Below are 24,317 nucleotides of genomic sequence, written 5' to 3' on the forward strand. Positions count from 1 at the left end.
GCTGAACTTGATGGTCGGATATTACGTGTCATCACACTTGCCGATAAAAAGACAATTCACAATGCCTTTCCTGATCGAGGATTCAGACCATGAAATTGAACTATTACCCAGACACCGATTCACTCTACATCGATCTGACCGAACACCCCAGCGTAGAAAGCCGGGAGGTATCGGAGGGAATTGTCCTGGATTATGACGCTGCAGGCAATCTGGTAGGCATTGATATTGATAATGCGAGCTCCAAGGTGCATCTCAAGGAATTAACCTTAAACAAACTGCCAGCTTCCGTTCATTCCGTAGCCGAATAACAGACCCCTCCGCTCCCGCACCTCTGCCGGAATCTACCTTTCCGCAACTCGGCCCTTCACCCATTCTCTCTATCATGCCTGTGCTCCTCCTTCTTTCATAGGCATTTCTGAAAAAATCTCCGCCTATGTTCCGACGCCTGCCGGCTGGCCCCAGGGAGGGACGCTCTTATCCGTTGCGGACCTTGTGTGAGCCCTGCGAGTTGGTCCGCTCTTCTCAGGTTAGCGTCCCTCCCCTCCCATGAGGCCAGACGGGGCGTCAATGGTTTTGGGTCCTTTTGCCGAAACAAAAGGACCTCGGCTGCCGGGCCGAGACCCGGCAATCCCGCTCTTGAAATCTCAAGGCCACCTCGCGAATCCAAACTAGAGCCATCATAAAATCATCATAACTTCAAAAGAATTTTCCCAATTCTAGTTATCAGAATATAGGACAATCACCCTCGAAGTTTCGCGGAAAAAATGTGGAATCAAACCGGGTCTATATTTCCGAAAGGAAACGTGTGCAAATATATCACTCTGAATTTCATCAGAGGTAATTCCTCTTCGTTCCGTTCATACCGTTGCGAGTATTCGGCTACCCATCTTCCTATGAATCATTCCTTCTCCCCTGCATTGTCATCCTGAGTTCCGGCGAAGGATCTGTGCCCAGCCCAACCCCGCAAATCAACATGCAACGACAAAATTTTATGCACAAATTTTCTGTACATTTTTCAACGAGTTGGGTAGCATAGCCACCAGATTGTGTGAAACCGGTGCGGTCTAGAGTTTCGCCGCAAAACAATCGTACTTCCTAGATTTTCAAAACGCTCGAAACCTCTATGAACTCCCCCGACAAGAAGACGCTGTCTGAACGTGACATCTGCACCAAGTTCATCACTCCCGCCATCCAGCAGGCCGGGTGGGACATCTTGGCACAGATTCGTGAGGAGGTTAAGCTGACCGATGGTCGCGTTATGGTCCGTGGCAAGCTAGCTGCGAGAATTAAGAATCCAGACGCCAAGGGTGGCCCTAAAAGGGCCGATTACGTTTTGTATGCACGCCCCAGCATCCCAATTGCCGTCATCGAAGCAAAACAAAATAAATTTTCAGTCGGCCACGGCATGCAACAAGCCCTAGCCTATGCAGAAATGCTCGATATTCCTTTTGCAATCAGCTCCAATGGTAATGGCTTTCTTTTCCATGATCGAACCGGTTTGTCGCAACCTGTGGAAAGGGAATTGAACATGGATCAGTTCCCACCCTGTGACGAACTGTGGCCGTTGTATCAACAATGGAAAGGATTAACGGAAGCGGGCGCACTCAAGCTCGTCGAGCAACCTTATTTCACTGACGCCAGCAGCAAAGAACCTCGATACTATCAGCGGGTCGCGATCAACCGCGCAATTGAAGGGGTTGCCAAAGGACAGCAACGCATCCTCCTAGTGATGGCAACCGGAACTGGCAAAACCTACACCGCTTTTCAGATCATCTGGCGCCTTTGGAAGGCCAAAAAGAAAAAACGCATCCTGTTCCTCGCCGATCGCAATATTCTGGTCGATCAGACCATGCAGCAAGACTTCGCACCTTTCAGTGAGGTTATGCATAAAATCACCAACCGCGAGGTAAAAAAGAACTACGAGATTTACCTTGCACTTTACCAGGCGGTAACGGGAAAGGAAGAGTGGAAGCAGATCTACCGACAATTCCCGGCGGATTTCTTCGATCTCATCGTGGTTGACGAATGTCATCGTGGCAGCGCCGCAGACGATTCAGCTTGGCATGAAGTGCTCGACTACTTCAGCAACGCAACCCATCTCGGCCTCACAGCCACACCAACGGAAACCAAAGAGATCAGCAATAAAACCTATTTTGGTGCGCCTATCTACACTTACTCGCTCAAGCAAGGAATTGAAGATGGCTTCCTCGCTCCATATAAGGTCATCCGTATCGTTACCGATGCGGACGCCCTGGGGTACGCACCAGAAAAGGGCAAGCGTGACAAACATGGCCAAGCAGTCGAGCAACGCCAATACAACACCAAAGACTTCGACCGAAACCTCGTGCTGGAGAAACGCACCAAACTGGTGGCGCGGCGCATCTGGGAATATTTGGAGGCCATTGACCCTATGGCCAAAACCATTGTCTTCTGCGACGACCAGGATCACGCCGAACGTATGCGACAGGCGTTGGTGGAAATTATTCCAGCCGCAGCAAGCAACCGCCGTTACGTCATGCGCATCACCGGTGACGATAACGAAGGCAAAGCGCAGCTTTCATACTTTATCGACAATGATGAGCCTTACCCCGTTATAGCAACCACCTCTAAATTACTGACAACCGGCGTTGATTCCAAAACCTGCAAGCTCATCGTGCTCGATCAAAACATCAACTCAATGACCGAATTCAAGCAAATCATCGGGAGAGGCACCCGCATTCGGGAGGATTACGACAAACTATACTTCACAATCATGGACTTTAAAGGTGCCACAAGATTGTTTGCCGACAAAAACTTTGATGGCGAGCCCGTAGTAATTTACGAGCCGAAGCCCGAGGAATCTGTCGTTCCGCCGGAAGACACCACAAAGCCACCTCTAGAGGGAACAGCAGAACTTCCCTTTCCCCCGTACACGCCAGAACCGTCTAGTGTTAGTGACACTAGCGAAATCGGAGAAGGTCGAACCAAATACTACGTGGACGATGTTGAAGTGCGCACGGCCATCGAGCGCTCGCAATACCTCGACACCGACGGGAAACTTGTCTCCGAAGATTATCGCGTTTTTCTCAAAAACGAGATTAAAAAGTCCCTCCTTGCCCAGTTCGGCTCCCTCACCGATTTTTTGCGTCGTTGGAGCCAAGCCGAACGCAAGCAAGCAATCGTGAAAGAACTCAAAGATCAAGGTATTCCTATGGAAGTCTTACAGCAGGCTATTCCAAATAGCGCGGACCTCGACATATTCGACCTCATTGCGCACATTGCCTTTGACCAGCGCCCCCTCACTCGCCAGGAGCGTGCAAATGCGGTAAAGAAGCGCAACTACTTTGGCAAATACGGTGACCAAGCACGAGAAGTGCTCGAAGCGCTATTAGATAAATATGCTGATCACGGCATTACCGACATCGAAGATTCAAATGTTTTGGAATTGCCACCGTTTGACAAATACGGAACAAAAACACAAATCCGGCGCGGCATCTTCGGTGGATCGGAAAATTATTCCCAAGCCATTACCGAACTGGAACACGCACTCTATGATAAAAGCGCCTAACAAAGTGAGAGTTTCATGAATCTAAGCAGTACCATTAAGTCCATCCAAGACATCATGCGCAAGGACGACGGCGTCGACGGTGATGCTCAACGAATCGGGCAGTTGTCCTGGATGCTGTTCCTCAAGGTCTTTGATCAACGTGAAGAGGAATGGGAAGACGACAACCCCGCTTACGAGTCCCCGCTTCCCCAGCAATTCCGCTGGCGAAATTGGGCTGCTTACAAGGCCGACGCCGAGGGGAAAAAGCAGCCGCAAATCCAGGGCAGCGAACTGCTCGGCTTCGTCAACAACCAACTGTTCCCCACACTCAAGGAACAGATCGAACCATCGAAGAGCCCGATGCACCAGGTCATCAAACGAGTGTTCGAAGATGCCAACAATTACATGAAGTCCGGTCCATTGATGTTGGCCGTGATTGAAAAACTGGAAGAAGCTATCAACTTCCATGATCTAAAAACCCGGGTCAGCCTGGGTGACGTCTACGAGCAAATACTCAATGACCTGAGAAGCGCCGGGAATGCGGGCGAGTTTTACACGCCACGGGCGATCACGCAGTTCATGGTGGACCGCGTCAATCCTCGACTGGAGAAACGGCAGAAGGTCATGGACCCAGCCTGCGGCACGGGCGGGTTCTTAACTGCCGTCATCGATCACTTCCGCAAGCAGCTCACGGCCAAATCGAGCGCCGACGACACGCGTGCGATTGAGAAACTCATTCGTGGCATCGAAAAGAAGCAGCTCCCACATCTCCTCTGCACCACCAATGTGCTGCTGCACGGGATCGACGTGCCCAGTCAAATCGAACACCGGAACACCCTTGGCATCGGTTGGAACGAATGGAGCGCCCACGACAAGGTGGAGTGTCTCATCACGAACCCTCCATTCGGTGGGTACGAGGATGACTCGGTAGGGGGCGACTACCCGGCCGATTTCCGCACCCGCGAGACAGCGGATATGTTCATTGCGCTTATCATTAAAAAGCTTCTCAAGGAGAACGGCCGCGCCGCCGTGGTGCTGCCCGATGGGTTTTTGTTCGGGGACGGCATCAAAGGTACGTTAAAGCGGCTGCTATTGCGCGATTGCAATCTGCACACCATCATCCGCCTGCCCAAGGGCGTGTTTGCCCCTTACACCACCATTAAGACCAATCTGCTGTTCTTCACCAAAGGCACAGTGGTTGATGACGGCACAGAACATTTCCACACCGATATTATCTGGTTCTACGAGCACCCCTATCCACCCGGCTACAAGAGCTACTCTAAGACCAAGCCCATCCGCTTCGAGGAATTCAAACCCGAGCAGGAGTGGTGGGGGAGCGAGGACAATGATTTTACCGACCGAGTGGAAAACGAATTCGCCTGGAAGGTGGATTTCAAAACCAAGCGCGAACAAGCAGAGGCCGCTGCCCGACCGCATTGGCAACGCGCCGAAGAACTAAACAACCAAGCCTCCGCACTGGAAGGCCAGGCCCGCAAATTGCGCAATGGCCTCGTGGGCAGTACCGACGCAACGCACCGCGAAAAGGTCGAAGGCCAGATCGTGTCTCTGCGCGAGCAGGCCGAACCGCTACGCCTGCAGGCCCGCGACGCTAAGGCATCCGGAGACCGACTCTACTGGCCTATCTACAACCTCGACCTCAAAAACCCCACCGCACCGGAAGAAGAAACTCACGACCCCGACGTACTGTTAGAAAAGTACAAAATCCTGCTCGGCCAGATTGAGGAGACGGAAGCCCAGCTGAAGAGCGAACTGGCCGCTGCAATGGCGCATCACTTCGCAGACGAGGACGCCTGATGGATGCACAGCAGTTCATAGGCGAGTTTAGACATATTGCAAATGCGCCGGGGGGGGTGGGGCGGCTTCGGGGGCTAGTTCTTCAGTTGGCGATAAGCGGTCGACTTACAGAGGAAAAAGCTGGCGATGTATCCGCAGGGGAACTAATTAAACGCAATCAAAGTCTTCAGCGTGAGCTAATTTCGCGTCGAGAGTTAAAACGCCAGCCTGCGCCTCGCCCTGTAGCAGAGGCGAAAATACCTTGGAAGCTGCCAACCAGCTGGAGGTGGACACGCCTTGGTGCCGTAACGAACTACGGAGATGCGCTGAAAGTCGGATATTCAGATGTCGGGGAACACACCTGGGTTCTTGAGCTAGAGGATGTTGAAAAAGGAACGTCCAAGCTACTCACTAGAGTCCTCGCCAAAGATAGAAAATTCAAGAGCACAAAGAACGGTTTCCCGGCTGGCGCAGTGCTATACGGAAAACTGCGACCTTATCTCGACAAGGTCCTGATCGCAGACTCCCCCGGTGTCTGTACAACAGAAATAAACCCCATTTCGTTCTTTGATGGCATAGCCGCCGCCTACCTCCGCTGGTACCTCAAGTCACCATACTTTATAGCTTATGCCAGCGGTTCCACCCATGGAATGAACCTTCCGCGCCTGGGAACAGACTCTGTGCGCGAGGCCTTGTTTCCATTCCCGCCAAAGGAAGACCAAGGCCGCATCGTTGCAAAAGTCGATGAACTCATGGCCCTATGTGACAAGTTGGAAACGCAGCAGCAAGAGCGTCGCAAATTGCAAAACGCCGTTCGCCAATCCTCGCTGCATGCCGTTGCCAACGCCCAAAGCCCCCACGAACTGCGACTTGCCTGGGCGAGACTGGAAACCAACTTCTGGCAGTTGTTTACCCAGCCAGAGGATGTAGATCAATTTAAGGGCATGGTGCTTGATCTGGCGGTGACTGGACAGTTGCTTCCCCCGGAACAACATGCGGCCTCTAGCGGGGCAGAATTATTAGCAGCCATTGAGGCTAAACGAGTCAAATGGGCAAGCAATGCCACGGACCAAGAGAAAAAAGAAGCGCATACAATGCTGAAGAAGCTGCGCACCCATACTGTGACCCAGCCTATAGACCAGTTACCTCGACACTGGAGTTGGGCATCTTTGCTCCAAATATCACAAGCCTTGGTGGATTGCCACAATAAGACGGCGCCTTATGTTTCCGACGGCGTCCATCTTGTCCGTACAACCGACATCCGCAATGGACGGATGGATCTGACAAACACGAAGAAAATTTCCCAAGAGACCTATGAATACTGGGCAAGGCGCATGCCTCCTCGTCCTGGGGACATCTTCTTCACACGCGAGGCACCGATGGGTGAGGCCGCAATCGTCCCGGAGGGGGAAAAGGTCTGCCTTGGACAAAGAACGATGTTGATACGCCTTTTCCCGGCACTTTTCAGCAATCGCTTCCTCCTGTACGTCATTCTCAGTCCTAGTTTCCAAGCTCGGATGATTGAGGCTGCGATAGGTATGACCGTGAAGCATCTCCGCGTTGGCGGAGTAGAAAACTTGATGGTTCCTGTGCCACCTAAGTTTGAACAAGACCTGATTGCCGAACAAGTGGAGCATTTATTCCAGGGATGCGATAGCTACGCAGTGCAGCTGGGAAAAAGGCAAAAATTAGCGGCAAATTTTGCGATATCCTCAGTAGCAAACTTAGCTGGCTTCTCTGGTGAACAAGAGGAGGAAGATTTTGTGAAAGCCCCCGAAACTGAACTTATTGCCCCATTACGTCTGGGCCAGAGCCCAGACGTCAAAGCCCAGGCTCCCCTGGCCACGCTACTTATCCGGCATAACGGCGAAATGAGCGCCACCGATCTGTGGCAACGATTCGGTGGCGAGATTGATGCCTTCTACGCCCAACTGAAAACCGAAGTTGCCCATGGTTGGATTCAGGAGCCGGTCGTTGCTGAGGTGCGCGAAAAGGCTGATGATACGGCGAGAGTCTGAGATGCAATTGCGCCACCTCTCCATCCCACACTTTCGCAACTTGCGCGACTTCGCGATAAACTTTTCCACCCATTTTCCCTTGGGTGATGGGGAATCAATGGGTTCAACTGGCAAGCTTATCCGCAGCCACGCGCTGATCGGCCAGAATGGAACCGGCAAGTCAAACCTGATCGAGGCGCTGATTACGATCTTCCGCGACATCGACCTCAACCGTGATGCTGCCTTTGATTATACGTTGGAATATGAAATTCGTGGTCACACCGTGCGCATCCAGGCCGACAGGACCAGGCAGAAGCATCCCTTCGTATGGGTGGATGGCGATCGGGTCCCTCAGGATTACCTAACGAAAAATGATTCTCCAAACAAGGTTGAACAGGATACGCGACGCGGCCCACGCCTCCTTCCCACGCACATCTTTACCTACTACTCCGGCCGTAACGAACGGATTGAGTTATTGTTCCAAGAGCACCAGCGCCGCTTCAACCGCCGACAGGAAATCGTGGCAGAGGAGGTGTTACCCCCAGAACTGCTGCGTGGCTTTACCGGCAGCGAGGCCGACATCCGCGCCATCGAGGGCGCCAAGAAGCGAGGGCAAAGCCGGATGCAGCAACTGGGCGCTGACCGGTTGCGACGCCTATTCTATTGCCGTGGGGGGCACAGCCAATTGGTCCTCCTAGCTTGCCTGCTCTCTGATGACCCGGTGTTTCAGAAGGTGCTGAGGAACCTGCATATTGAGGCCCTGGAATCCGCACTGTTCGTTTTGAAGGAGCCGCACCGTCTGCGTGAGAAACGCCGCGGGGGTAAATTCGACCAGAACGAACTCAACGAAGGCGATCCGCGCTTCTGGTACGCGCGGGGGAATGTAGTGAGCGAGTTTCTCGATAAGCTCTGGCAGGTCGCTTGGGCACCCATCGAGCAGGAAGCAACTAAGCAAATCGACTTCCGTGGCCGCACTGAAAAGCAGAAGCAACTCTACCTGTTCGTGCCCAGCCACGACAAACTCAAGCAACTCGGTGAATTAGTCGGTGGCACCGACAGCTTCTTCCGCTATGCGGAGGGCGCCTACATCGGTGATCTGATCGACGAAGTGCGCATCACGGTTAAGAAGCGAGACGAACATGGGGGTAAGGTGAGCTTCATTCAACTCTCAGAAGGCGAGTTGCAAATCCTCACAGTGCTCGGGCTCATGCGCATCACCCGCGAAGACCACTGCTTGTTTCTGCTCGACGAGCCGGACACGCACCTCAACCCAATATGGAAGCTGCGGTACTTCGATGATATCGAAGGCATTTTAAGTGCCAACGCCGGTGCGCTAGTACAGGGGGAATCGCAGATCCTTATCACCACGCACGACCCAATGATGGTGGGTAGCCTCAAACGCGAGCAGGTGCACATTCTGAGGCGGGAAGACAACCGCACGGTGGTGGACACACCCGACGAGGACCCGCAGGGTATGGGGGTATCCGGATTGCTCAAAAGCGATTTATTTGGCCTACGCTCCACAGTGGACTCCGAAACTCTCCGCCGTTTGGACCGCCGTAATTACTTGTTCGCTAAGGGCAACGAACGTACCAGTGAAGAAAATAATGAGCTTGCACGCCTGAGCGATGAGCTTTCCGACCTCGGGTTTGCGAAGGACTTCAAAGATCCGTATTACGCATTGTTTGTGAGCAAAATGGCGCGCCACACCAAATTTCACAAGGAGACCCTCACGCCCGCCGAACAGCAGGAACAAGATGCAATTGCCGATGCCATTATCGATGAGATCCTACGGGAGGAAAAAACCGTATGATCTTTATTGAGTTTGAAGGTAAAACACCATGCAATACCCCAGCTAACCCCGATTTTGCAGGTTGGTCGCCCTGGTCCCAGGAAGCGTGGAACACATGGCTACAAAAATCACAGGACTATGCCATACACATACAGAAGCTGCATCAAGAAGGAAAAACCCAGGAACGCAATCAATTTATAGATGAGCATGCTTCTCATTGGGGCTCGCTCAAACCTTGGCTACAAGTTCTTTCAAATGGGAAGTGTTGGTTTTCGGAAGTGCGCGAACTGTATTCGCACTACGACGTAGAACATTTTCGCCCAAAAAAAGAAGCCAAAGCACTGGATGGTACCTTGCGAGACGGGTATTGGTATCTAGCTTTTGATTACACCAATTTTCGCCTTTGCGGAAATGTTGGGAACCGCAAGAAGGGCGGTTGGTTTCCACTTAAAACAGGCTCTATCTGTTCGTCGTTCGATAATCAATGTGAAGAATCAGAAGCCCCGTATCTGCTGGACCCAACTGACCCCGCTGACGTGAATCTGCTTGCCTTTGATGAGGAAGGCAATGCCATCCCAGCGCCAGGAATTTCCGAGTGGGAAAGGCAACGCGTAGAAGTAAGCATCCTGCGGCTAAAACTCAACGAACATGAACCGTTAACTAACGAACGCCGAAAGATTTGGCAAAAGGTCTCTCGAGAAATCGAACAATATCTTTACGCAAAATCCCGCAGTGCTAGCGGTGATAATCCAGCTGCCAAGGAAAAGGTTCGGAGTCATCTCCTGAAAATACGTTCTATGACTATGAAGCATGTCGAACTCTCATCGGTTGCCAAATGGTGTCTTCTATTTCGAAATGATCCGCAATTGTTGAAGCTGGCAGCGTGAAACATGGGAAGGGGCACATCTCCGCCCGCGACAAAGCCAGCCTCGACCTCTTCTGGCTGAAAGACGACTCCCTCGAAAACTCCGCCAATCTTCCCGATCCCGATGTAATAGCCCAGGAAATCGTCAACGACTTCGAGGCGGCTTTCGAACAATTCCGCCTGATCACGAATAATTTAGGTAATAAAAAATCTGCGGAGGTAATCCAATGACGTGGATTCATGCCAAGGAAAAGATTCTCAAAAAAATTATCCAAGGTACGGACATCAACTCTCCCAACACAAATTATCGAATCGTCCTCGAAGTTCGAGAGGACATATCGAGTGCACGCTATGGGTACAATAATGAAACTGGGTTTGTAGTGCAGATTGGAGAGAATAGCTCCATTTGTATCCCGCTGAAAATGCTAAAACATTGTTATGGTGCGTTAGGCCTGGACGGAAACTATGATGGAAAATTCTTTAGGAAACACTACCCCCTTCAGGCAAAAGACCATCCTTGCCATGTCCATACAGTTGGACAGATATTTGTTGTAGCTGGTCTAGCCAAACGAACTGGAAACAGTTATAGCTTGCAACCTTCACGTGCACATTAGTTCCATTGAATCGCTCATACCCTGAAGATTTACCCTTAAAAGGAGATTTCTTAATGGCTAATAACCCAATGTGGATGGTCCGAGCTGGCGAAAAAGGCTATCGGTTTGGGGACTGCAAGGAAAACTCGGTGGTCGCAATTGGCTGGGGAGATATCGGAGATTTAAATGAATTTCGGTCCAGGGAAGAGCTGTCAAGTAGAATCCAAAGCCAGTGGCCAGATTGGAGTAAAGGAAACGTTGCTATGTCTGCTGGGCAGGTTTGGAGATTTTTTCAAGATATTAAGCCTGGTGATAAAGTTCTTACTTATGATCCAGCACGTCGGGTCTATCTTGTAGGTACGGTGTTAGGTAAATACGAACATATGGTTGGCGTAGTGGAAGATTTACCCAATATTCGACGAGTAAAGTGGGATGGGGAGGTTTCCCGTGATGCCATTTCTGTATCTACCAAAAATTCGCTTGGAGCTATTTCAACCCTTTTCCGCATTTCTGAAGAAGGTGCAAAAGAGATCGAATCCTTGGTGGCTGGGAAGACGGTTGCCGCACATACTACGGTTCAGGATGAAATTGCTGAGGAAAAAGACGTCCTTAGGGATATCCAGGCACGATCCCATGAATTCATTAAAGATGAACTCTCCAGATTGGATTGGGAACAAATGCAAAGACTGATCGCCGGGCTTCTTCGTGCCATGGGATACAAAACCCGTATTTCTCCGCAGGGGCCAGACCGGGGCAAGGATATCATAGCTTCTCCGGATGGCTTTGGTTTCGAAGCACCCCGCATTGTGGTTGAAGTGAAACATCGACGCGGCGCTATGGGTTCGCAGCAAATTCGGAGTTTTGTAGGCGGTCGCCATAAAGACGACAAAGGTTTGTACGTTAGTACTGGTGGGTTTACCAAAGATGCCCACTATGAGGCAGAACGTTCTTCCATACCCCTCACCTTAATGGATCTTGATGAAATTGCTGATGCGATCACCGACCACTATGAAACGATGGACTCCGAAACTCGTGCACTCCTCCCTCTTACTCGGATTTATTGGCCAACCTAATAAATTGATTATATGAACGAAATGGAGATGCTCATGCCACGTATGCGTGATCAGGAATGAGTATGGACTTTTGAGAGATGAGCCGCCCACCCAACATGCAACCAGGCCCCTCGCAGAAAGACGATCTTCAATATGTCTCGGGCATGCCGGAGACGAAGATGGATTCCCACTTACTCCTGGCGGGAATGACGGAAGGGCATCGCGTTTCTATGCGCGGGTGCGTCTGGGCACAGATCCTTCGCTGCTGCTCAGGATGACAATGAGGAAGGAGGCTGAGGATAACGCCGGACTACAGAAGAAACACCGTTCGCGCTGCTGGGTCAGGGCTTCCATTCAAATCTCACTCCCACCTTGCTCCTAACCTACAAGGGCGAGGGAGTTTCTGGCATTTTATTGGGTTGGTGGCCGGGTCGTGACTGCATACGTTAAACTGCTTCTGGCCTGGGCAGGTCCTGCTCAATGGGACAGTCCACACGCAAACGCGAAAGACCATAATGGCCAGTGCTACGATCGCATTTGCTAATGAAAAATTCGAATTCAACTCTCACCAATTCGTGGTACAGAGCACCATGAAGTCACGGGAACACCGACATGAATAATAATTATTGCCTGCGTCGAATTCGCTACATCCTGGATTTGGGCGATTCCCAAATGATTGAGGTCTTTGCTCAGGCCAACCAGACCGTGACCCGAGCAGAGGTGAGTGCGTGGTTAAAAAAAGATGATGATCCGGATTTTGTGGAATGTCCTGACACCATGTTCGCCACGTTTCTCAATGGTTTGATTAACGCTAAGCGGGGCAAGAAAGATGGCGCGCAGCCTGAACCAGAACAACGGCTCAATAATAATATTATTTTCGTCAAACTGAAAATCGCCTTCAATTTACAAGCCGATGACATCTTGTCGATATTGGCTTTGGCTGATTTTCGTATAAGCAAACATGAGCTGAGTGCATTTTTTCGCAGACCTGATCATAAACACTATCGCAAATGCCAAGACCAAATTTTGCGGAACTTCTTGAAAGGCCTTCAACTTCAGTATCGTCCCGAGACGGAACCCGACGAACTCTTTCAATAGCCACCCCTTAAAGTCGTGGGGAAAAATCTTTGGTTAACTCATACTCCCCCTCTCACACTGGCCCTGTTCAGCCTCGATTCGTCAATTCATTAGTTGTTCAATTTTTCTCCTGTTTTTGGGGCAAGTCTTGAAATACGATATCTTGACTGCCCTGCCTTGGTAGCTCCAGGGGGCTTTTTCTCTCCCCCTGTTTCTGTGGAAACAAATTCGTGTTGGCGTGGGACGAATTTTTTCTTTTCTGTTTTCTCTGGTCTCGGTTGGGTGAAGGATTGAAGATGGATGCCCGATGACCACCTGCAGGGATGACGGAGGGGCGTAATGTTTCGATGCGCGGGTGCGGCTGGGCACAGATCCTTCGCTGCTGCTCAGGATGACCATAGGGGAAGTAAGATAGATGCCCGATAGTTATTGCAGGTCTGAATGAAAATGGGAAAATGGATTTCCGATGACTACTGGCAGGAGATGGAGGGGAAGATGGATATAACTTGTCTTTTAGATTAGATGCCGGGTTTCGGCCCGACAGCCGAGCCACTTTTGTTTCGGCAAAAGTGGCCAAAACCATTGACGCCCCGTCTGGCCTCATTGAAGAGGAGGGACGCCAACTCTGAAAAGAGCGGCCCAACTCGCAGGGCTCAAACAAGGGCCGCCAGATGCGAAGAGCGTCCCTCCTTGGGGCCAGCCGGCAGGCGTCGGACTACAGAAGAAACACCGTTCGCGCTACAGCGTCAGGGCTTCCATTCACAGATCACTCCCACCTTGCCCCAACCTCCCTCCCCCCACTCTATGGACCGAAATCGTGTTGGAGTGAGAGGGACTTCTTCTTTTCGGTTCTCCCCTGACTCAATTTGACCCAAGAAAGAGATGGATTCCCGCTTAATACTGGCGGGAATGAAGACCGGCGGGAGGGATTCGCTAACCCTCCCCCGTTTCTCTTGGGGCACAGATTCTTCGTGGAGCCCTGGTCCTAAGAGTTGTCGAATGGATCAGGATGACCGTAAAACAAAAAAGGTCCAACCAAGGGGAGAAACCCCGATGGGTGGCCTGTCGCCCCTACAAAGACATGAAAGCTCCAAGGTCCCAAAGGAGTTAGCGTTCAATGCCGCGATCCTATTGGCAGCAGTATGCCGAATAACCATGTGCCTCATCCTTCCCTTCCTTGTTAGCCGGCAATGATAGCGTTATTCGATCCGACTCATTTCCAAAACCGAGTTTGTCTTAAACCGGGTACCCTTTGAATATTAGACTTCACCCTCATTCCCGGATATAGTTCTCAGGAAGACCCTAAAGAAAGGGATAACTATGTCGCTTGTCATAGAAGAACAAGAACTTCAAAAATTACCTATTACGATTGATCCAGGCATCCTGAGCGGGGCACCGGTGTTTGAGGGTACCCGTGTTCCGGTAGACGCGCTCATCACAAATTTGGAAGCCGGACTGACCTTGGACGGATTTCTTGAGAATTTCCCTACCGTCACTCGTGATCAAGCCGTCCAAGTGCTTGAGTTTTCCAAATCAACCCTTCTGAAACTTGCTCACCGATCTTGACCATTCTTCTAGACGAATCCGTTCCACGGGTTGTTAAAATTCGTCTTCACGAGTTTTCAATTGCCACAGTCCAGGAGATGGGATGGACGGGGATGAAAAATGTTGAGTTGCTCGCGGCTGCCAGCCAACAATTCACCGTTTTGATTTACTGCAGACAAGAACCTTCGTTATCAACAGAACCTGACAGGTCACCGGCTTTCCATTATCGTTCTTCCCACCAACCAGGTTTCCTTGGTGGTGACGTTACTCCCGGTTATCCAGGACACCCTTAAGACCATTCAACCCGGCGACCTCATCCAAATTTCTCTGCCGTGAGTTCTTGGGGTCAAGTCTTGTAATCCGATACCTTGACTGCCTTGCCTTGTTTGCTCTCCCTGCAGATAATCCATACAGTTCGTGATTGAGCGACCCCATACGCTAGTGCTCCCTCCCTTCGAGATAGCACTTCGCTCGAGAAGCTGGCTCAGTGGATGGTGGCCGCGGAATCGGGTGTCGTTTGTTGTTGTTGCTGTTGTTGTTGATACAGAGCTTCAAAATTCACCGGGTTGAGCATGACGGTCGGGAACCCTCCCCGTGTCACCGCATCAGACACCGTCTCCCGAACATAGGGAAAGAGAATATTCGCACATCCGATCCCTAACACCGCACCCATTTCCGTTTCCGGGACATGCCGAATCCGAAAAATGCCGGCTTGCTCCACTTCCACAATAAACATGATTTTTTCGTTGACCTTGGCCGTCACGGTCACCGTCAGGGACGCATCATACATGTCCTCTTCCACACGTTTATGTTGTGTCTTCAATTCGACATGAACCTGTGGGACTCCACCCTCCCGAAAAATGCCGGGAGCATGAGGGACTTCCACGGACAAATCCCTGACGTAAATTTTCTCTATGGTAAACACGGGCTTCTGTTCTTCAGTCATGTGTCATCCTCTTGTGCGTAATAAAGATAGTCATCAAGCCACAAGGAGGCCTGACCAACCTGATCTTCCGGCGTTCAAAAAAAAGAAACCCATATTGTCATCGATTCCTCATGAGACGCAACCCGGCTCCCCTTCCTTTTGCATGGAGAAGGGGGGGTTACTTGCAGATGAGGAAAGTTCGTCGCCGGTGTTGATGTCGAAGGCCAGAGATTGGCATCATGTCCTATGCTAGAGAGGAAGAGACCACGGTAGCGTCGAATATGATCCGGAGCTCTAAGCATGCGATTCTATATTTTACGTAATCAGGTCGTCGTTCCCGCTTCGGGTGCCAAGGAATTTGGCGAATGGGTGGAAACGGCCGATCGGGTTGTGAGCCGCACACAGGTCGCAGACATTGAGGTCTCGACCGTGTTCCTCGGGATTGATCATCAATTCTTCGCCGGCCCCCCTCTCCTGTTTGAAACGATGGTGTTTGGAGGCGATCTTGATCAAACGTGTCGCCGCTGTTCCACCTGGGAGGAAGCGGAGGCGCTACATGAAGAGATTTTGTCAGAAGTGTTAAACCGGCTGTATGGCTATCATAAACCGGGTTGAATCTGTCCCGTTCGTTTGGTCTGCAATCTGCGTGGGGTCGGGCTTTCCATTCACACATACTCTCAATTCATTTTCACCTTCCCGATTGTTTAGATGGGATTTGCCTTTTTGATGCCGGGTTTCGGCCCGGCAGCCGAGCCACTTTTGTTTCGGCAAAAGTGGCCAAAACCAGTGACGCCCCGTTTGGCCTCATTGAAGAGGATGGACGCCAATCCTGAGAAGAGCGGACCAACTCGCATGGCTCAAACAAGGCCCGCCAACGGATAAGAGCGTCCCTCCTTTGGGCCAACCGGCAGGCGTCGGATCAACGGTTCGCCTGTTGATTAGCGCGTCAGCCGGGGTGGCCGACCTGAAGGTGATAGGTTCGGTCAATTTTCCTTCAATTTCCCCTACCAGGGCTTGGGATCGGAACATTCTATTCACACAGACTCCCGGCCCATTTTCCACTTTCCTGCTTATTGAGACTGATGTACTTTTGCCTGCGGGTTATTGGGAGGCATTCCGGGGCAAATGCCCAATGATCAACGTCGGAAATGATGCCAGGGAAATCTCTCTGCTGTCCTTATGTGGTTTCGCCGGGAACACACCTCTTTCGCCTCCGGCCCAGGATGACCACCAGCGCACGTTACCCCGCAGGGAAGAACCCGCCGAGTTCTCGGAAAAGTCTTCGCCTGACGGTGCTTCTCCCCATCTGTTGATGATGCCGGTTTTCATGGGGTGATGTTCCCCGCCAGACCCAAACGACAATTCCGTCAAAAAATGATTGGCATAATGCTAAGCTGAATCGTATTTGGTAAGGTTTCGCCGGAAGGAGGACAATGAACCGACATAAGACAGAAGATGTTGAGGACGATAGAATGAAGTCACATTGCATCATCAATGACGGCATCAAATACTGGATAGAGCGAAACTCTGAAAAAAGTGTGAGGGAATGATGACAATCCCCAGGATCTATGCTGATACGTCCGTATTTGGCGGGTTTTATGATGAGGAATTTCGCGACACCAGCGGAAGGTTTTTTGATCAGATCCGGGAAGGAAGATTTTCATTAGTAACTTCGGCACTCGTTCAGGAAGAGATCCGTCCTGCTCCCCCTGATGTTCAACGGTTGTTTTCCGACATGCTCCGATTTATGGAAGTGGCCGAAATCACCCAATCTGCTCTTGACCTCAGAGACGCCTATTTGGAGGCAGGTATCGTTTCAGCGAAATGGGCTGAGGATGCGCTTCATGTTGCAGTCGCCACCGTGGCACGCAGTACCATGATTGTCAGTTGGAACTTCAAGCACATTGTGCATTATGATAAGATTTCCTTATATAATGCCGTCAATATTTTAAAAAGACATGAAACAATCTCAATATTCTCTCCTCTGGAGGTGATCGTGTATGAAGACGAAAACTTTTGACTGTGTTGAAATGAAGCACCAGGGCGCAGAGCAATTGAAGAAAACAATCGACCAATTGACGGATCAGGAGAAGTTGGCATTTTGGTCCGAACGCACACATGAGCTGAAGCAGCGAATGGCGACCGCCAAAACCCGGAAAGAATCTTCAGGGAACACCTCCTCTACTGACTCCAGCACAATGCACAAATGATCGCGAAATTCCAGACGATAAGCTCCCTCCCGGTTGATTCTTACTGGGCTTTATCTGCAAGAACGCCCCCTATCCTCTCCAGATATCCTATGCCGATACTCCTTTGGTAAAGATCATTATCCTCGCGTTACATCGGGATGGAATTCTGCTTTTCGGTTTTCTTTAGTCTCTATCGGTTAAGAGAATGAAGTTGGATGCCCGATGGGAAATGTGGGGCATGACAAAGGGAGGATGGCTCTTAGTTTGCCCTGCGGGGTGTATAGCTTGGGGCACAGATCCTTCGCCGAAGCCCTTGTCCTTAGCCTTGTCGAATGGATCAGGATGACCATGCGGAAAATAAGATTGGTATCCGATGGCACGCGTCGGGCATACAGAAAGAAAGAAGATGGTGATGGCGGATGAAGAACAAAGGAATGAGGGTACGCGACCGTTTTATCCTGTGCCGATTAAGCCCAGTTTTGCTTTTCGCTTCATGGATTTAATCGCCGCTTCTCTCTTTAGTGCCTGGCCTCTCGTCTCCTGCAGTTCGGTGAACACCACGGTAAACGGTCCACGGTGTTTCGTATATTTGGCCCCTTTCCCTTTTGCGTGCTCGTCTAGACGACGCTCCAGATCCAGGGTAATTCCGGTGTACAAACTGGTATCGGCGCATTCCAACATATAGACCGTCCACGCCATACAAAGCCCTTTCCTCATGATTCATGCAGCCAGGTCACGCTGCGAGTGACATGGCCCCTACCCATTCAAGGCCACAGGAATCTCCCCTGGAAAAATTCCGTGATGGTCCCCCTCAACGACTAATCGTCGAGCAGCAAATGTCCAAATACCGAGAAAATGCCGATCATGATGCCGGTCACGAATTGCGCATGTACAAAATACGAAAACGTTTTCAAATCCTGCGGAGAATATCGCCATGTCAGGAAAAACCCAAACAGGCCCTGCCACAGCACCAGCGCCAGGACGGCCGGAAAAAATAAGATGTCGGCGTTCAGGCCGACCATCGCGATGTGCAACAGGATGACCGCGATGGCCACAATCCCCACATAGATGTGTGTGCGATTCAACACATTGAGAAGAGTGCTGAATGGCGGGATCGCAGACACGTCGTATTCGTCCGGGACAAGTCGCTGAAGGAGGCCACCCTGACCACACGCCAACTTCACCAACGTTCTTCCATAAATAATGCCCAGTGCCCAGAGGCCGAGCGTCCCGAAGCCCTCCCCGATTTCGCGCAGAAATGTTTCGTGCTCGGGATCATCAGGCCGATTCGGATAGAGAGAGAGGAAGTATCCAAAGGAGAGAAGAAACACACTGACCGTAAAGATGAGAATACGTTTAAAATTGTTCATGCGGAGGTTCCCGCGTGGATATTGGTGATGTTCGGATGTCTTGTCAATGGTATCGGATGGGAACGCAATTAGGAATGGGACGGCAGGTATACCTCGTGTCGGAATGATCGATGCGGGTGTGAAGCCTGTAAGGGGTAAGGAGTCGGAAGTCGTGTATCGATGTGTTTCCTGGTGACACGCTCCGGGTTCATCCCGAGCCTTTCTCATTCGCCTGCCACTGCTTCCACAGCCACTTCCCGATTACCCGATGTGCGCCGGGACATGCCGACTGCGAGGGCGAGCGCGATGACGATGAGCATCGCGGCGACGGCGAATGTGTTCCGCATACCCCTGGCCACGGCCTCTGGAGGCGCCGTAGTGATGTCGATCGTGGCCGAGGCGAATGCGAACACCGCACCCATCACGGATGCCCCGGTGATACGTCCGAGATTGCGCGAGAGGTTGAGCATGCCGGACATGACCCCCCGCTGGTCCGGACTGATACCGGTCATGACGGCGGTGTTGTTGGCCGTCTGGAACAACCCATAGCCGGCGGTGATGACGACGATGGGAGCGAGGTAACCGGAAATCCCGAATGTCGCCGGTATCATGGCCAGGATGAAGGAACCGGCCCCCATGCCGATGAGCCCGACGATCGCCACGCGTGGTGCGCCAAAATGGTCCGCCATGCGCCCGGCGGGCACCCCCGTCAGGGCGGCGACCAGCGGCCCGGCCGATAAGACGAGACCCACCATTGCCGCATCGAGCCCGAGCGCTCGAGAGAGATAGAACGGCCCGACGACCAGCGTCGCCGTCACCACGGTTGTGACGAGTGCGCTCATGGCGAGGCTGGCACTCAGGATGGAATCGTGGAACACCGCCAATCGGATCAACGGCGAGACGGTTCGCGCCTCGACGTGCACAAAGAGGCCGACGCCCATGGCCGCAGCCAGGAGCAGTGCCAGATTGAGTGCACCGAAACTGCCTCGACCGATCGTCACGGCGAGGGCATAGGCCGCGAGCGTCAGCGCCAGCAGGAGCGTGCCCGCATGGTCGAATCCGGCCCGATGCGTCTCCGGCTCCCGGCGATCAACAGGGAGGTAGTGGTGCGCGAGAAGAAAAGTCAGCATCCCCAGCGGCAGGTTCATGAGAAAGATGGCCCGCCAACCGAATCCGGCGATCAGCACGCCGCCGAGCGATGGACCAAGAGCCGTGCCGATTGCGGACATCGTGCCGAGCAGGCCCATGGCGCTCCCGGTCCTGGCCTTCGATACCGTCTCGCCGACAAACGCCATGGAAAGTGCCATCATGATAGCCCCACCGAGGCCCTGCGCTGCCCGCCCGGCAATCAACAACCAGAACGTGGGCGCGACAGCGCACAGAACCGAGGCCACCGTGTAGAGGAAAATTCCGGCTAACAGCAGCCGGCGCCGGCCGATGATGTCACCGAGCCGTCCGACGCTGACGATGAGGGTCGTGGCGGCGAGAAGATACGCGAGGATCACCCATTGGACTTCCTGGAAGGAGGCGGTGAACGCCAGGGCCAGGGTCGGTAAGGCCACATTGGCGATACTGGTGTCGAGCGAAGAGAGCAACATGGAGAGCGAAAGGCTGACGAGCGCCCATCGTACCGTCGGTTCTCGTTCCGCATTTTCATGGTCGACCGTGTGTTGGTTCGCAATAATTGTCTTCACCATACCCTCCGCTTTTTTGGCCACTCTCGACCTGTCATGTTCCAAAATATACGCTCTGCGGTGACCTGGCGGAAGACGCACCACTTGCACTGTATTCGTGCATGTGACGCTACATCAGAAAAAAACTGTGCTACAATCCCTGCATGTCGACTCCTGATTTCAACCTGTTGGTCACGCTCGATGCGGTGCTCGCGGAAGGGAGTGTGGCGCGGGCAGCCCGACGGTTACGGCTGAGTCCGTCGGCGATGAGCCGCGCGCTGGCGCGCTTGCGTGAGACGATTGGCGATCCACTGTTGGTGAGGGCCGGACGCGGTCTCGTTCCCACCCCCCGGGCGCTCGAACTCCGGGAGCGGGTCAGTCAGCTCGTGCAGGAGGGAGAGGCGGTGCTACGCCCGGCCGGGAAGCTCAACCTCACACAGCTCGTCCGGACGTTTACGCTCCGGACCGGCGAAGGCTTTGTGGAGAACTTCGGACCAAATCTCATTGCCCGCATCGGCAAGGAAGCGCCCGGCGTGCGGCTGCGCTTCGTACAGAAGCCCGACAAAGACAGCACGCCCCTTCGCGACGGGACCGTCGATCTGGAAACCGGCGTGGTGAGTGACACGACTGCCCCGGAGTTGCGCGTGCAGGCATTGTTCCGCGACCGGTTTATCGGCGTCGTGCGAAAAGGACACGTGCTGAGCAAGGGGAAGATCACGCCCTCCCGGTATGCGGCCGGAAAGCACGTCGTGGTCTCGCGGAGGGGTCTCGACAAGGGACCGATTGATGAGGCCTTGGAAATGTTGGATCTGACAAGGGAGATCGTCACGATCGTCGGCGGCTTTTCGGCGGCGCTGGCGCTCGCCAGGGGTTCGGACCTGATCGCCAGTGTTCCCGAACGACACACCGGAAATCTGCGCACCGGCATGCAGAGCTTTCCCCTTCCGTTCTCCACACCGGAGGTGACCGTTTCCTTACTCTGGCACCCCCGGCTGGATGCCGATCTGGCGCATCGCTGGCTTCGCGGCCACATCCGGGATATCTGCGCGACGATCCGCTGATGCGGGACATCTCCCCCGGTCCACCAGGGGGTCTGTTGAAAAAAGCCGCCAGCGACGTTCTCGCCATTTTCCCGTGCTCACGTACTAAACGTACGCTCCGCGCGTAAAAACGGCTGCGGCCTTTCCTTCGAGGGGCCTCAGGACAGGACTGGACGGACCCTTCGGGAAGACTCAGGGCATGCTTTTTTGAACCGACCCGTAGCCTTTGATGAGTAATCTCATCCTGCGCAAATTTGCCCTTGAACCTCCTTATTATTATTCAACACTCCCCCAGGACACGCTTGCCGATTGCCTGCCGGATCCAGTGCTACCCATCAAGGTAAAGGATCAGTCCTGAAGATCGCGGCTGATCACACGACGGCTTGTTCTCCCTCTAGGTGCGCACCCACTGATTCGGTCCGGATGGGAGGGAACCCGAAAGTCGGCTTAATTCGCCGGACTCCGACACGGGCTGCCTGTTGATGTGCGCGTCGGCCCGGTTGCCCGATCTGCAGATGGTGTGTAGAACGAGACCGGGTTGTGGTGAAATTCGCGGGGATGCGGCGGGCTCGGATCGAAGGGTCTCGGATTCCCACAAGGACACGGAGACATGACCACCGTGACTCAGGACTTCCCGTTTGCCGCTGCTTTCATGGACAGCGAAATACGCTTGCGGGGAACGTCGACTTCCAGGACGGTGACTTTGACCTGTTGATTGACCTGCACCACCGTGTTGGGATCGCTGACAAATTTGTTGGCGAGTTGACTGATATGCACCAGACCATCCTGATGCACGCCGATATCGACGAACGCGCCAAAGGCCGTGACATTGGTCACCACCCCGGACAGAATCATGCCGGGGGTGACCTGCTCGATGGATTGCACCCCTTCATCAAACTTTACGGCTTCAAATTGTTGGCGCGGATCACGGCCGGGTTTGGCCAATTCGGTGAGGATATCCATTAAGGTCGGTTTGCCCACGTCCTCCGTGATGTATCGATTGAGATCGATCGTGCGTTGCCGGGCAGGATCCTTCATGAGATCCTTCACCGTGCAGCCTAAGTCTTTGGCCATCGCGTTGACCACGGGATACCGTTCGGGATGCACGGCGCTGGCATCCAGCGGATGCTCGCCATTGGTGATGCGTAAAAATCCTGCCGCTTGCTCAAACGCTTTGGCTCCCAGGCGCGGGACTTTCTTTAATGCGGTTCGGCTGGCAAACGGGCCATGCTCCTGTCGATAGGCCACAATATTCGTGGCAAGTTGCGGACCCACACCGGAGACGGCCGTGAGTAGTTGCGGGCTCGCCATATTTACGTCCACCCCTACCCGATTGACACAGCTGATAACCACATCCTGCAACCGTTGTTTCAAGATGCCCTGATCGACATCATGTTGATATTGCCCGACGCCGATGGCCTTGGGATCGATCTTTACCAGTTCGGCTAAGGGATCCATGAGCCGTCGCCCGATCGAGACGGCGCCACGCACCGTCACATCGTGATCGGGAAATTCCTCACGTGCGACCGGGGACGCGGAATACACGGACGCGCCGCTTTCGTTGACCATCACGATGGGGATGGCGGATGGCAATTTCAATGCGCGGAGAAACGTTTCAGTCTCCCTCCCGGCGGTCCCGTTGCCCACCGCGATCGCCTCAACCGGAAAACGCTGACACAATTCCACCACCGTGTCTCCCGCTTTGGCGGCCCCGCTTGCTCCCAGATGCGGGAAGATGGTCTCCGTATGACGCAAGGTGCCCTGGCGGTCCAGACACACCATTTTACATCCGGTGCGAAATCCCGGATCGATGGCCAGCACGGTCCTCTGGCCCAGCGGTGGCGCCATGAGCAGTTGCTGCACATTCTGCGCAAACACTTCTATCGCCGTTTGATCGGCTCGGGTTTTGGTGACCAGGCGGGCTTCGGTTTCCATGGAGAGTGACAGGAGCCTGGTAAAACTGTCCTTGATCGCCAGGGTGACCTGTTCCGATGCCGGCCCTTTTCCTTTCAGAAAAAGGCGATGCAGAAGCGACAGCGCGTCAGGTTCAGGCACCAGCACCCGAAAGGTCAGAAACCCTTCTGTTTCCCCACGCCGCATGGCCAGCACGCGATGTGAAGGCGCCTTGGCGACCGGTTCTTCCCATTCGACATAATCCCGATACTTGCTGCCTTGAACATCTTTCCCCCGCACGGCAGTGGTTTTGAAGATTCCCTGCTCCAGATACAACGCCCGCATGGAAGCGCGAGCCTGCAGATCTTCGCTGATCCATTCGGCCATGATATCGCGCGCACCGGCCAACGCATCATCCACGGTCTCTACACTGCGTTCCGCATTGAGATATTTTTGAGCCTCGGCTTCGACATGCAACTGGGCCTCTTGCGCCCAGAGGCTCAACGCCAACGGTTCCAATCCCCGTTCTTTCGCGATCATGGCTCTCGTGCGGCGTTTGGGGCGAAAGGGTAAATAGATGTCTTCCAATTCGGTCATGGTCGCGGCCGCGTGCACCTGCCCTTGAAGCGCGTCGGTGAGTTTGCCTTGTTCCTCGAGCGAGGCCAGGATGACGTCCCGCCGCTTATCCAATTCCCGAAGCTGCGCGATACGATCCCGAATGGAGGTAATCATGACCTCATCCAACCCGCCCGTCACTTCTTTGCGATATCGTGAAAGAAACGGCACCGTGGCGCCATCATCCAGCAAGCTTACCGTGGCTGCCACCTGCTTGTCGGAGATCTTCAGTTCCTTCGCAATGGTCTGATCATGCAATGCTGAATTCATATGCTGTTTCCATCCTTACGTATTCATGAGTGAAATGGTCATTACGAGCCGTTCGTCACACCCCAGGCCTGATTGCAGATACATGCTCCCGGCAGATCACTTGGGCCATGTTGTCGGGACCC

At 53.0% G+C, this 24,317-nt stretch carries 21 protein-coding genes; 15 read left to right on the forward strand and 6 right to left on the reverse strand.

From position 1 onward, the window contains the following. Positions 1 to 89 precede the first annotated feature (89 nt). From PQG83_RS07260 to PQG83_RS07310, 11 genes are all read left to right on the forward strand, one after another. A complete protein-coding gene (locus tag PQG83_RS07260) occupies positions 90 to 308 on the forward strand; it encodes a DUF2283 domain-containing protein (RefSeq protein ID WP_312748233.1) in 219 nt (72 codons plus the stop codon). Positions 309 to 1,123: 815 nt separating this feature from the next. Then, positions 1,124 to 3,547, forward strand: a complete 2,424-nt coding sequence (hsdR, locus tag PQG83_RS07265; protein WP_312748234.1) for an EcoAI/FtnUII family type I restriction enzme subunit R — start codon at positions 1,124 to 1,126, stop codon at positions 3,545 to 3,547. A gap of 15 nt (positions 3,548 to 3,562) precedes the next feature. After that, the gene (locus PQG83_RS07270) at positions 3,563 to 5,341 is read left to right on the forward strand and encodes a class I SAM-dependent DNA methyltransferase (protein ID WP_312748235.1); all 1,779 of its coding nucleotides are present in this window, start codon (positions 3,563 to 3,565) and stop codon (positions 5,339 to 5,341) included. Continuing rightward, entirely contained in the window at positions 5,341 to 7,338 is a 1,998-nt protein-coding gene (locus tag PQG83_RS07275) for a restriction endonuclease subunit S (RefSeq protein ID WP_312748236.1), read from the forward strand. Before PQG83_RS07270 ends, PQG83_RS07275 begins: the two co-directional genes overlap by 1 nt. 1 nt (position 7,339) lies before the next feature. After that, positions 7,340 to 9,130: an AAA family ATPase gene (locus tag PQG83_RS07280; protein WP_312748237.1), complete on the forward strand. Its 1,791-nt coding sequence runs from the start codon at positions 7,340 to 7,342 to the stop codon at positions 9,128 to 9,130. Further along, complete coding sequence (locus PQG83_RS07285; RefSeq protein WP_312748238.1) at positions 9,127 to 9,996, forward strand: HNH endonuclease family protein; 870 nt, start codon at positions 9,127 to 9,129, stop codon at positions 9,994 to 9,996. The genes PQG83_RS07280 and PQG83_RS07285 overlap by 4 nt, the downstream gene beginning before the upstream one ends. Further along, a complete protein-coding gene (locus tag PQG83_RS07290; protein WP_312748239.1) occupies positions 9,993 to 10,205 on the forward strand; it encodes a hypothetical protein in 213 nt (70 codons plus the stop codon). The genes PQG83_RS07285 and PQG83_RS07290 overlap by 4 nt, the downstream gene beginning before the upstream one ends. After that, positions 10,202 to 10,588: a hypothetical protein gene (locus PQG83_RS07295; RefSeq protein WP_312748240.1), complete on the forward strand. Its 387-nt coding sequence runs from the start codon at positions 10,202 to 10,204 to the stop codon at positions 10,586 to 10,588. The genes PQG83_RS07290 and PQG83_RS07295 overlap by 4 nt, the downstream gene beginning before the upstream one ends. Before the next feature lie 68 nt (positions 10,589 to 10,656). After that, on the forward strand, positions 10,657 to 11,640 hold the full coding sequence (locus PQG83_RS07300; RefSeq protein WP_376753581.1) for a restriction endonuclease: 984 nt from the start codon (positions 10,657 to 10,659) through the stop codon (positions 11,638 to 11,640). A 591-nt stretch (positions 11,641 to 12,231) separates the two neighbouring features. Beyond that, on the forward strand, positions 12,232 to 12,717 hold the full coding sequence (locus tag PQG83_RS07305) for a YehS family protein (protein WP_312748242.1): 486 nt from the start codon (positions 12,232 to 12,234) through the stop codon (positions 12,715 to 12,717). A 1,299-nt stretch (positions 12,718 to 14,016) separates the two neighbouring features. Beyond that, positions 14,017 to 14,262 (forward strand): DUF433 domain-containing protein, encoded by a 246-nt coding sequence (locus tag PQG83_RS07310; protein WP_312748243.1) that lies wholly within the window; start codon positions 14,017 to 14,019, stop codon positions 14,260 to 14,262. 463 nt (positions 14,263 to 14,725) lie between these two features. On the opposite strand, the gene secB is transcribed toward PQG83_RS07310, so the two are convergent. After that, positions 14,726 to 15,187, reverse strand: a complete 462-nt coding sequence (gene secB, locus PQG83_RS07315; RefSeq protein ID WP_312748244.1) for a protein-export chaperone SecB — start codon at positions 15,185 to 15,187, stop codon at positions 14,726 to 14,728. Positions 15,188 to 15,466: 279 nt separating this feature from the next. Between secB and PQG83_RS07320 the strand changes: the two genes are divergently transcribed. Beyond that, positions 15,467 to 15,781 (forward strand): hypothetical protein, encoded by a 315-nt coding sequence (locus PQG83_RS07320; RefSeq protein WP_312748245.1) that lies wholly within the window; start codon positions 15,467 to 15,469, stop codon positions 15,779 to 15,781. Between the two features lie 189 nt (positions 15,782 to 15,970). Here PQG83_RS07320 and PQG83_RS07325 read toward each other — a convergent pair whose 3' ends face one another. Next, positions 15,971 to 16,204, reverse strand: a complete 234-nt coding sequence (locus PQG83_RS07325; protein WP_312748246.1) for a hypothetical protein — start codon at positions 16,202 to 16,204, stop codon at positions 15,971 to 15,973. A 508-nt stretch (positions 16,205 to 16,712) separates the two neighbouring features. Here PQG83_RS07325 and PQG83_RS07330 point away from each other — a divergent pair. Next, positions 16,713 to 17,186, forward strand: a complete 474-nt coding sequence (locus PQG83_RS07330; protein ID WP_312748247.1) for a type II toxin-antitoxin system VapC family toxin — start codon at positions 16,713 to 16,715, stop codon at positions 17,184 to 17,186. Further along, entirely contained in the window at positions 17,167 to 17,376 is a 210-nt protein-coding gene (locus PQG83_RS07335) for a hypothetical protein (protein WP_312748248.1), read from the forward strand. The genes PQG83_RS07330 and PQG83_RS07335 overlap by 20 nt, the downstream gene beginning before the upstream one ends. A 432-nt stretch (positions 17,377 to 17,808) precedes the next feature. Here PQG83_RS07335 and PQG83_RS07340 read toward each other — a convergent pair whose 3' ends face one another. The 3 genes from PQG83_RS07340 to PQG83_RS07350 form a co-directional block, all read right to left on the reverse strand. Next, positions 17,809 to 18,054: a GIY-YIG nuclease family protein gene (locus tag PQG83_RS07340; RefSeq protein ID WP_312748249.1), complete on the reverse strand. Its 246-nt coding sequence runs from the start codon at positions 18,052 to 18,054 to the stop codon at positions 17,809 to 17,811. A gap of 119 nt (positions 18,055 to 18,173) precedes the next feature. Continuing rightward, the gene (locus tag PQG83_RS07345; RefSeq protein WP_312748250.1) at positions 18,174 to 18,725 is read right to left on the reverse strand and encodes a hypothetical protein; all 552 of its coding nucleotides are present in this window, start codon (positions 18,723 to 18,725) and stop codon (positions 18,174 to 18,176) included. 203 nt (positions 18,726 to 18,928) lie between these two features. Further along, the gene (locus PQG83_RS07350; RefSeq protein ID WP_312748251.1) at positions 18,929 to 20,401 is read right to left on the reverse strand and encodes an MFS transporter; all 1,473 of its coding nucleotides are present in this window, start codon (positions 20,399 to 20,401) and stop codon (positions 18,929 to 18,931) included. A gap of 140 nt (positions 20,402 to 20,541) precedes the next feature. Here PQG83_RS07350 and PQG83_RS07355 point away from each other — a divergent pair, with 140 nt between their 5' ends. Then, positions 20,542 to 21,438: a LysR family transcriptional regulator gene (locus PQG83_RS07355; RefSeq protein ID WP_312748252.1), complete on the forward strand. Its 897-nt coding sequence runs from the start codon at positions 20,542 to 20,544 to the stop codon at positions 21,436 to 21,438. A gap of 603 nt (positions 21,439 to 22,041) precedes the next feature. Here the strand turns inward: PQG83_RS07355 and PQG83_RS07360 are convergent. After that, on the reverse strand, positions 22,042 to 24,195 hold the full coding sequence (locus tag PQG83_RS07360; RefSeq protein ID WP_312748253.1) for a Tex family protein: 2,154 nt from the start codon (positions 24,193 to 24,195) through the stop codon (positions 22,042 to 22,044). Positions 24,196 to 24,317 lie beyond the last annotated feature (122 nt).

This window comes from Candidatus Nitrospira neomarina, from assembly GCF_032051675.1.
Classification (GTDB): Bacteria; Nitrospirota; Nitrospiria; order Nitrospirales; family UBA8639; genus Nitrospira_E; species Nitrospira_E neomarina.

Excerpts from the sequence above, each read along its gene's own strand:
- PQG83_RS07295 (WP_312748240.1), top strand. The coding sequence starts at position 10,202 with ATGACGTGGATTCATGCCAAGGAAAAGATTCTCAAAAAAATTATCCAA.
- PQG83_RS07275 (WP_312748236.1), top strand. The coding sequence starts at position 5,341 with ATGGATGCACAGCAGTTCATAGGCGAGTTTAGACATATTGCAAATGCG.
- PQG83_RS07355 (WP_312748252.1), top strand. The coding sequence starts at position 20,542 with ATGTCGACTCCTGATTTCAACCTGTTGGTCACGCTCGATGCGGTGCTC.
- PQG83_RS07345 (WP_312748250.1), bottom strand. The coding sequence starts at position 18,725 with ATGAACAATTTTAAACGTATTCTCATCTTTACGGTCAGTGTGTTTCTT.
- PQG83_RS07310 (WP_312748243.1), top strand. The coding sequence starts at position 14,017 with ATGTCGCTTGTCATAGAAGAACAAGAACTTCAAAAATTACCTATTACG.
- PQG83_RS07350 (WP_312748251.1), bottom strand. The coding sequence starts at position 20,401 with ATGGTGAAGACAATTATTGCGAACCAACACACGGTCGACCATGAAAAT.
- secB (WP_312748244.1), bottom strand. The coding sequence starts at position 15,187 with ATGACTGAAGAACAGAAGCCCGTGTTTACCATAGAGAAAATTTACGTC.
- PQG83_RS07300 (WP_376753581.1), top strand. The coding sequence starts at position 10,657 with ATGTGGATGGTCCGAGCTGGCGAAAAAGGCTATCGGTTTGGGGACTGC.
- PQG83_RS07360 (WP_312748253.1), bottom strand. The coding sequence starts at position 24,195 with ATGAATTCAGCATTGCATGATCAGACCATTGCGAAGGAACTGAAGATC.
- PQG83_RS07305 (WP_312748242.1), top strand. The coding sequence starts at position 12,232 with ATGAATAATAATTATTGCCTGCGTCGAATTCGCTACATCCTGGATTTG.
- PQG83_RS07320 (WP_312748245.1), top strand. The coding sequence starts at position 15,467 with ATGCGATTCTATATTTTACGTAATCAGGTCGTCGTTCCCGCTTCGGGT.
- PQG83_RS07270 (WP_312748235.1), top strand. The coding sequence starts at position 3,563 with ATGAATCTAAGCAGTACCATTAAGTCCATCCAAGACATCATGCGCAAG.
- PQG83_RS07285 (WP_312748238.1), top strand. The coding sequence starts at position 9,127 with ATGATCTTTATTGAGTTTGAAGGTAAAACACCATGCAATACCCCAGCT.
- PQG83_RS07260 (WP_312748233.1), top strand. The coding sequence starts at position 90 with ATGAAATTGAACTATTACCCAGACACCGATTCACTCTACATCGATCTG.
- PQG83_RS07340 (WP_312748249.1), bottom strand. The coding sequence starts at position 18,054 with ATGGCGTGGACGGTCTATATGTTGGAATGCGCCGATACCAGTTTGTAC.
- PQG83_RS07330 (WP_312748247.1), top strand. The coding sequence starts at position 16,713 with ATGATGACAATCCCCAGGATCTATGCTGATACGTCCGTATTTGGCGGG.
- hsdR (WP_312748234.1), top strand. The coding sequence starts at position 1,124 with ATGAACTCCCCCGACAAGAAGACGCTGTCTGAACGTGACATCTGCACC.
- PQG83_RS07280 (WP_312748237.1), top strand. The coding sequence starts at position 7,340 with ATGCAATTGCGCCACCTCTCCATCCCACACTTTCGCAACTTGCGCGAC.
- PQG83_RS07335 (WP_312748248.1), top strand. The coding sequence starts at position 17,167 with ATGAAGACGAAAACTTTTGACTGTGTTGAAATGAAGCACCAGGGCGCA.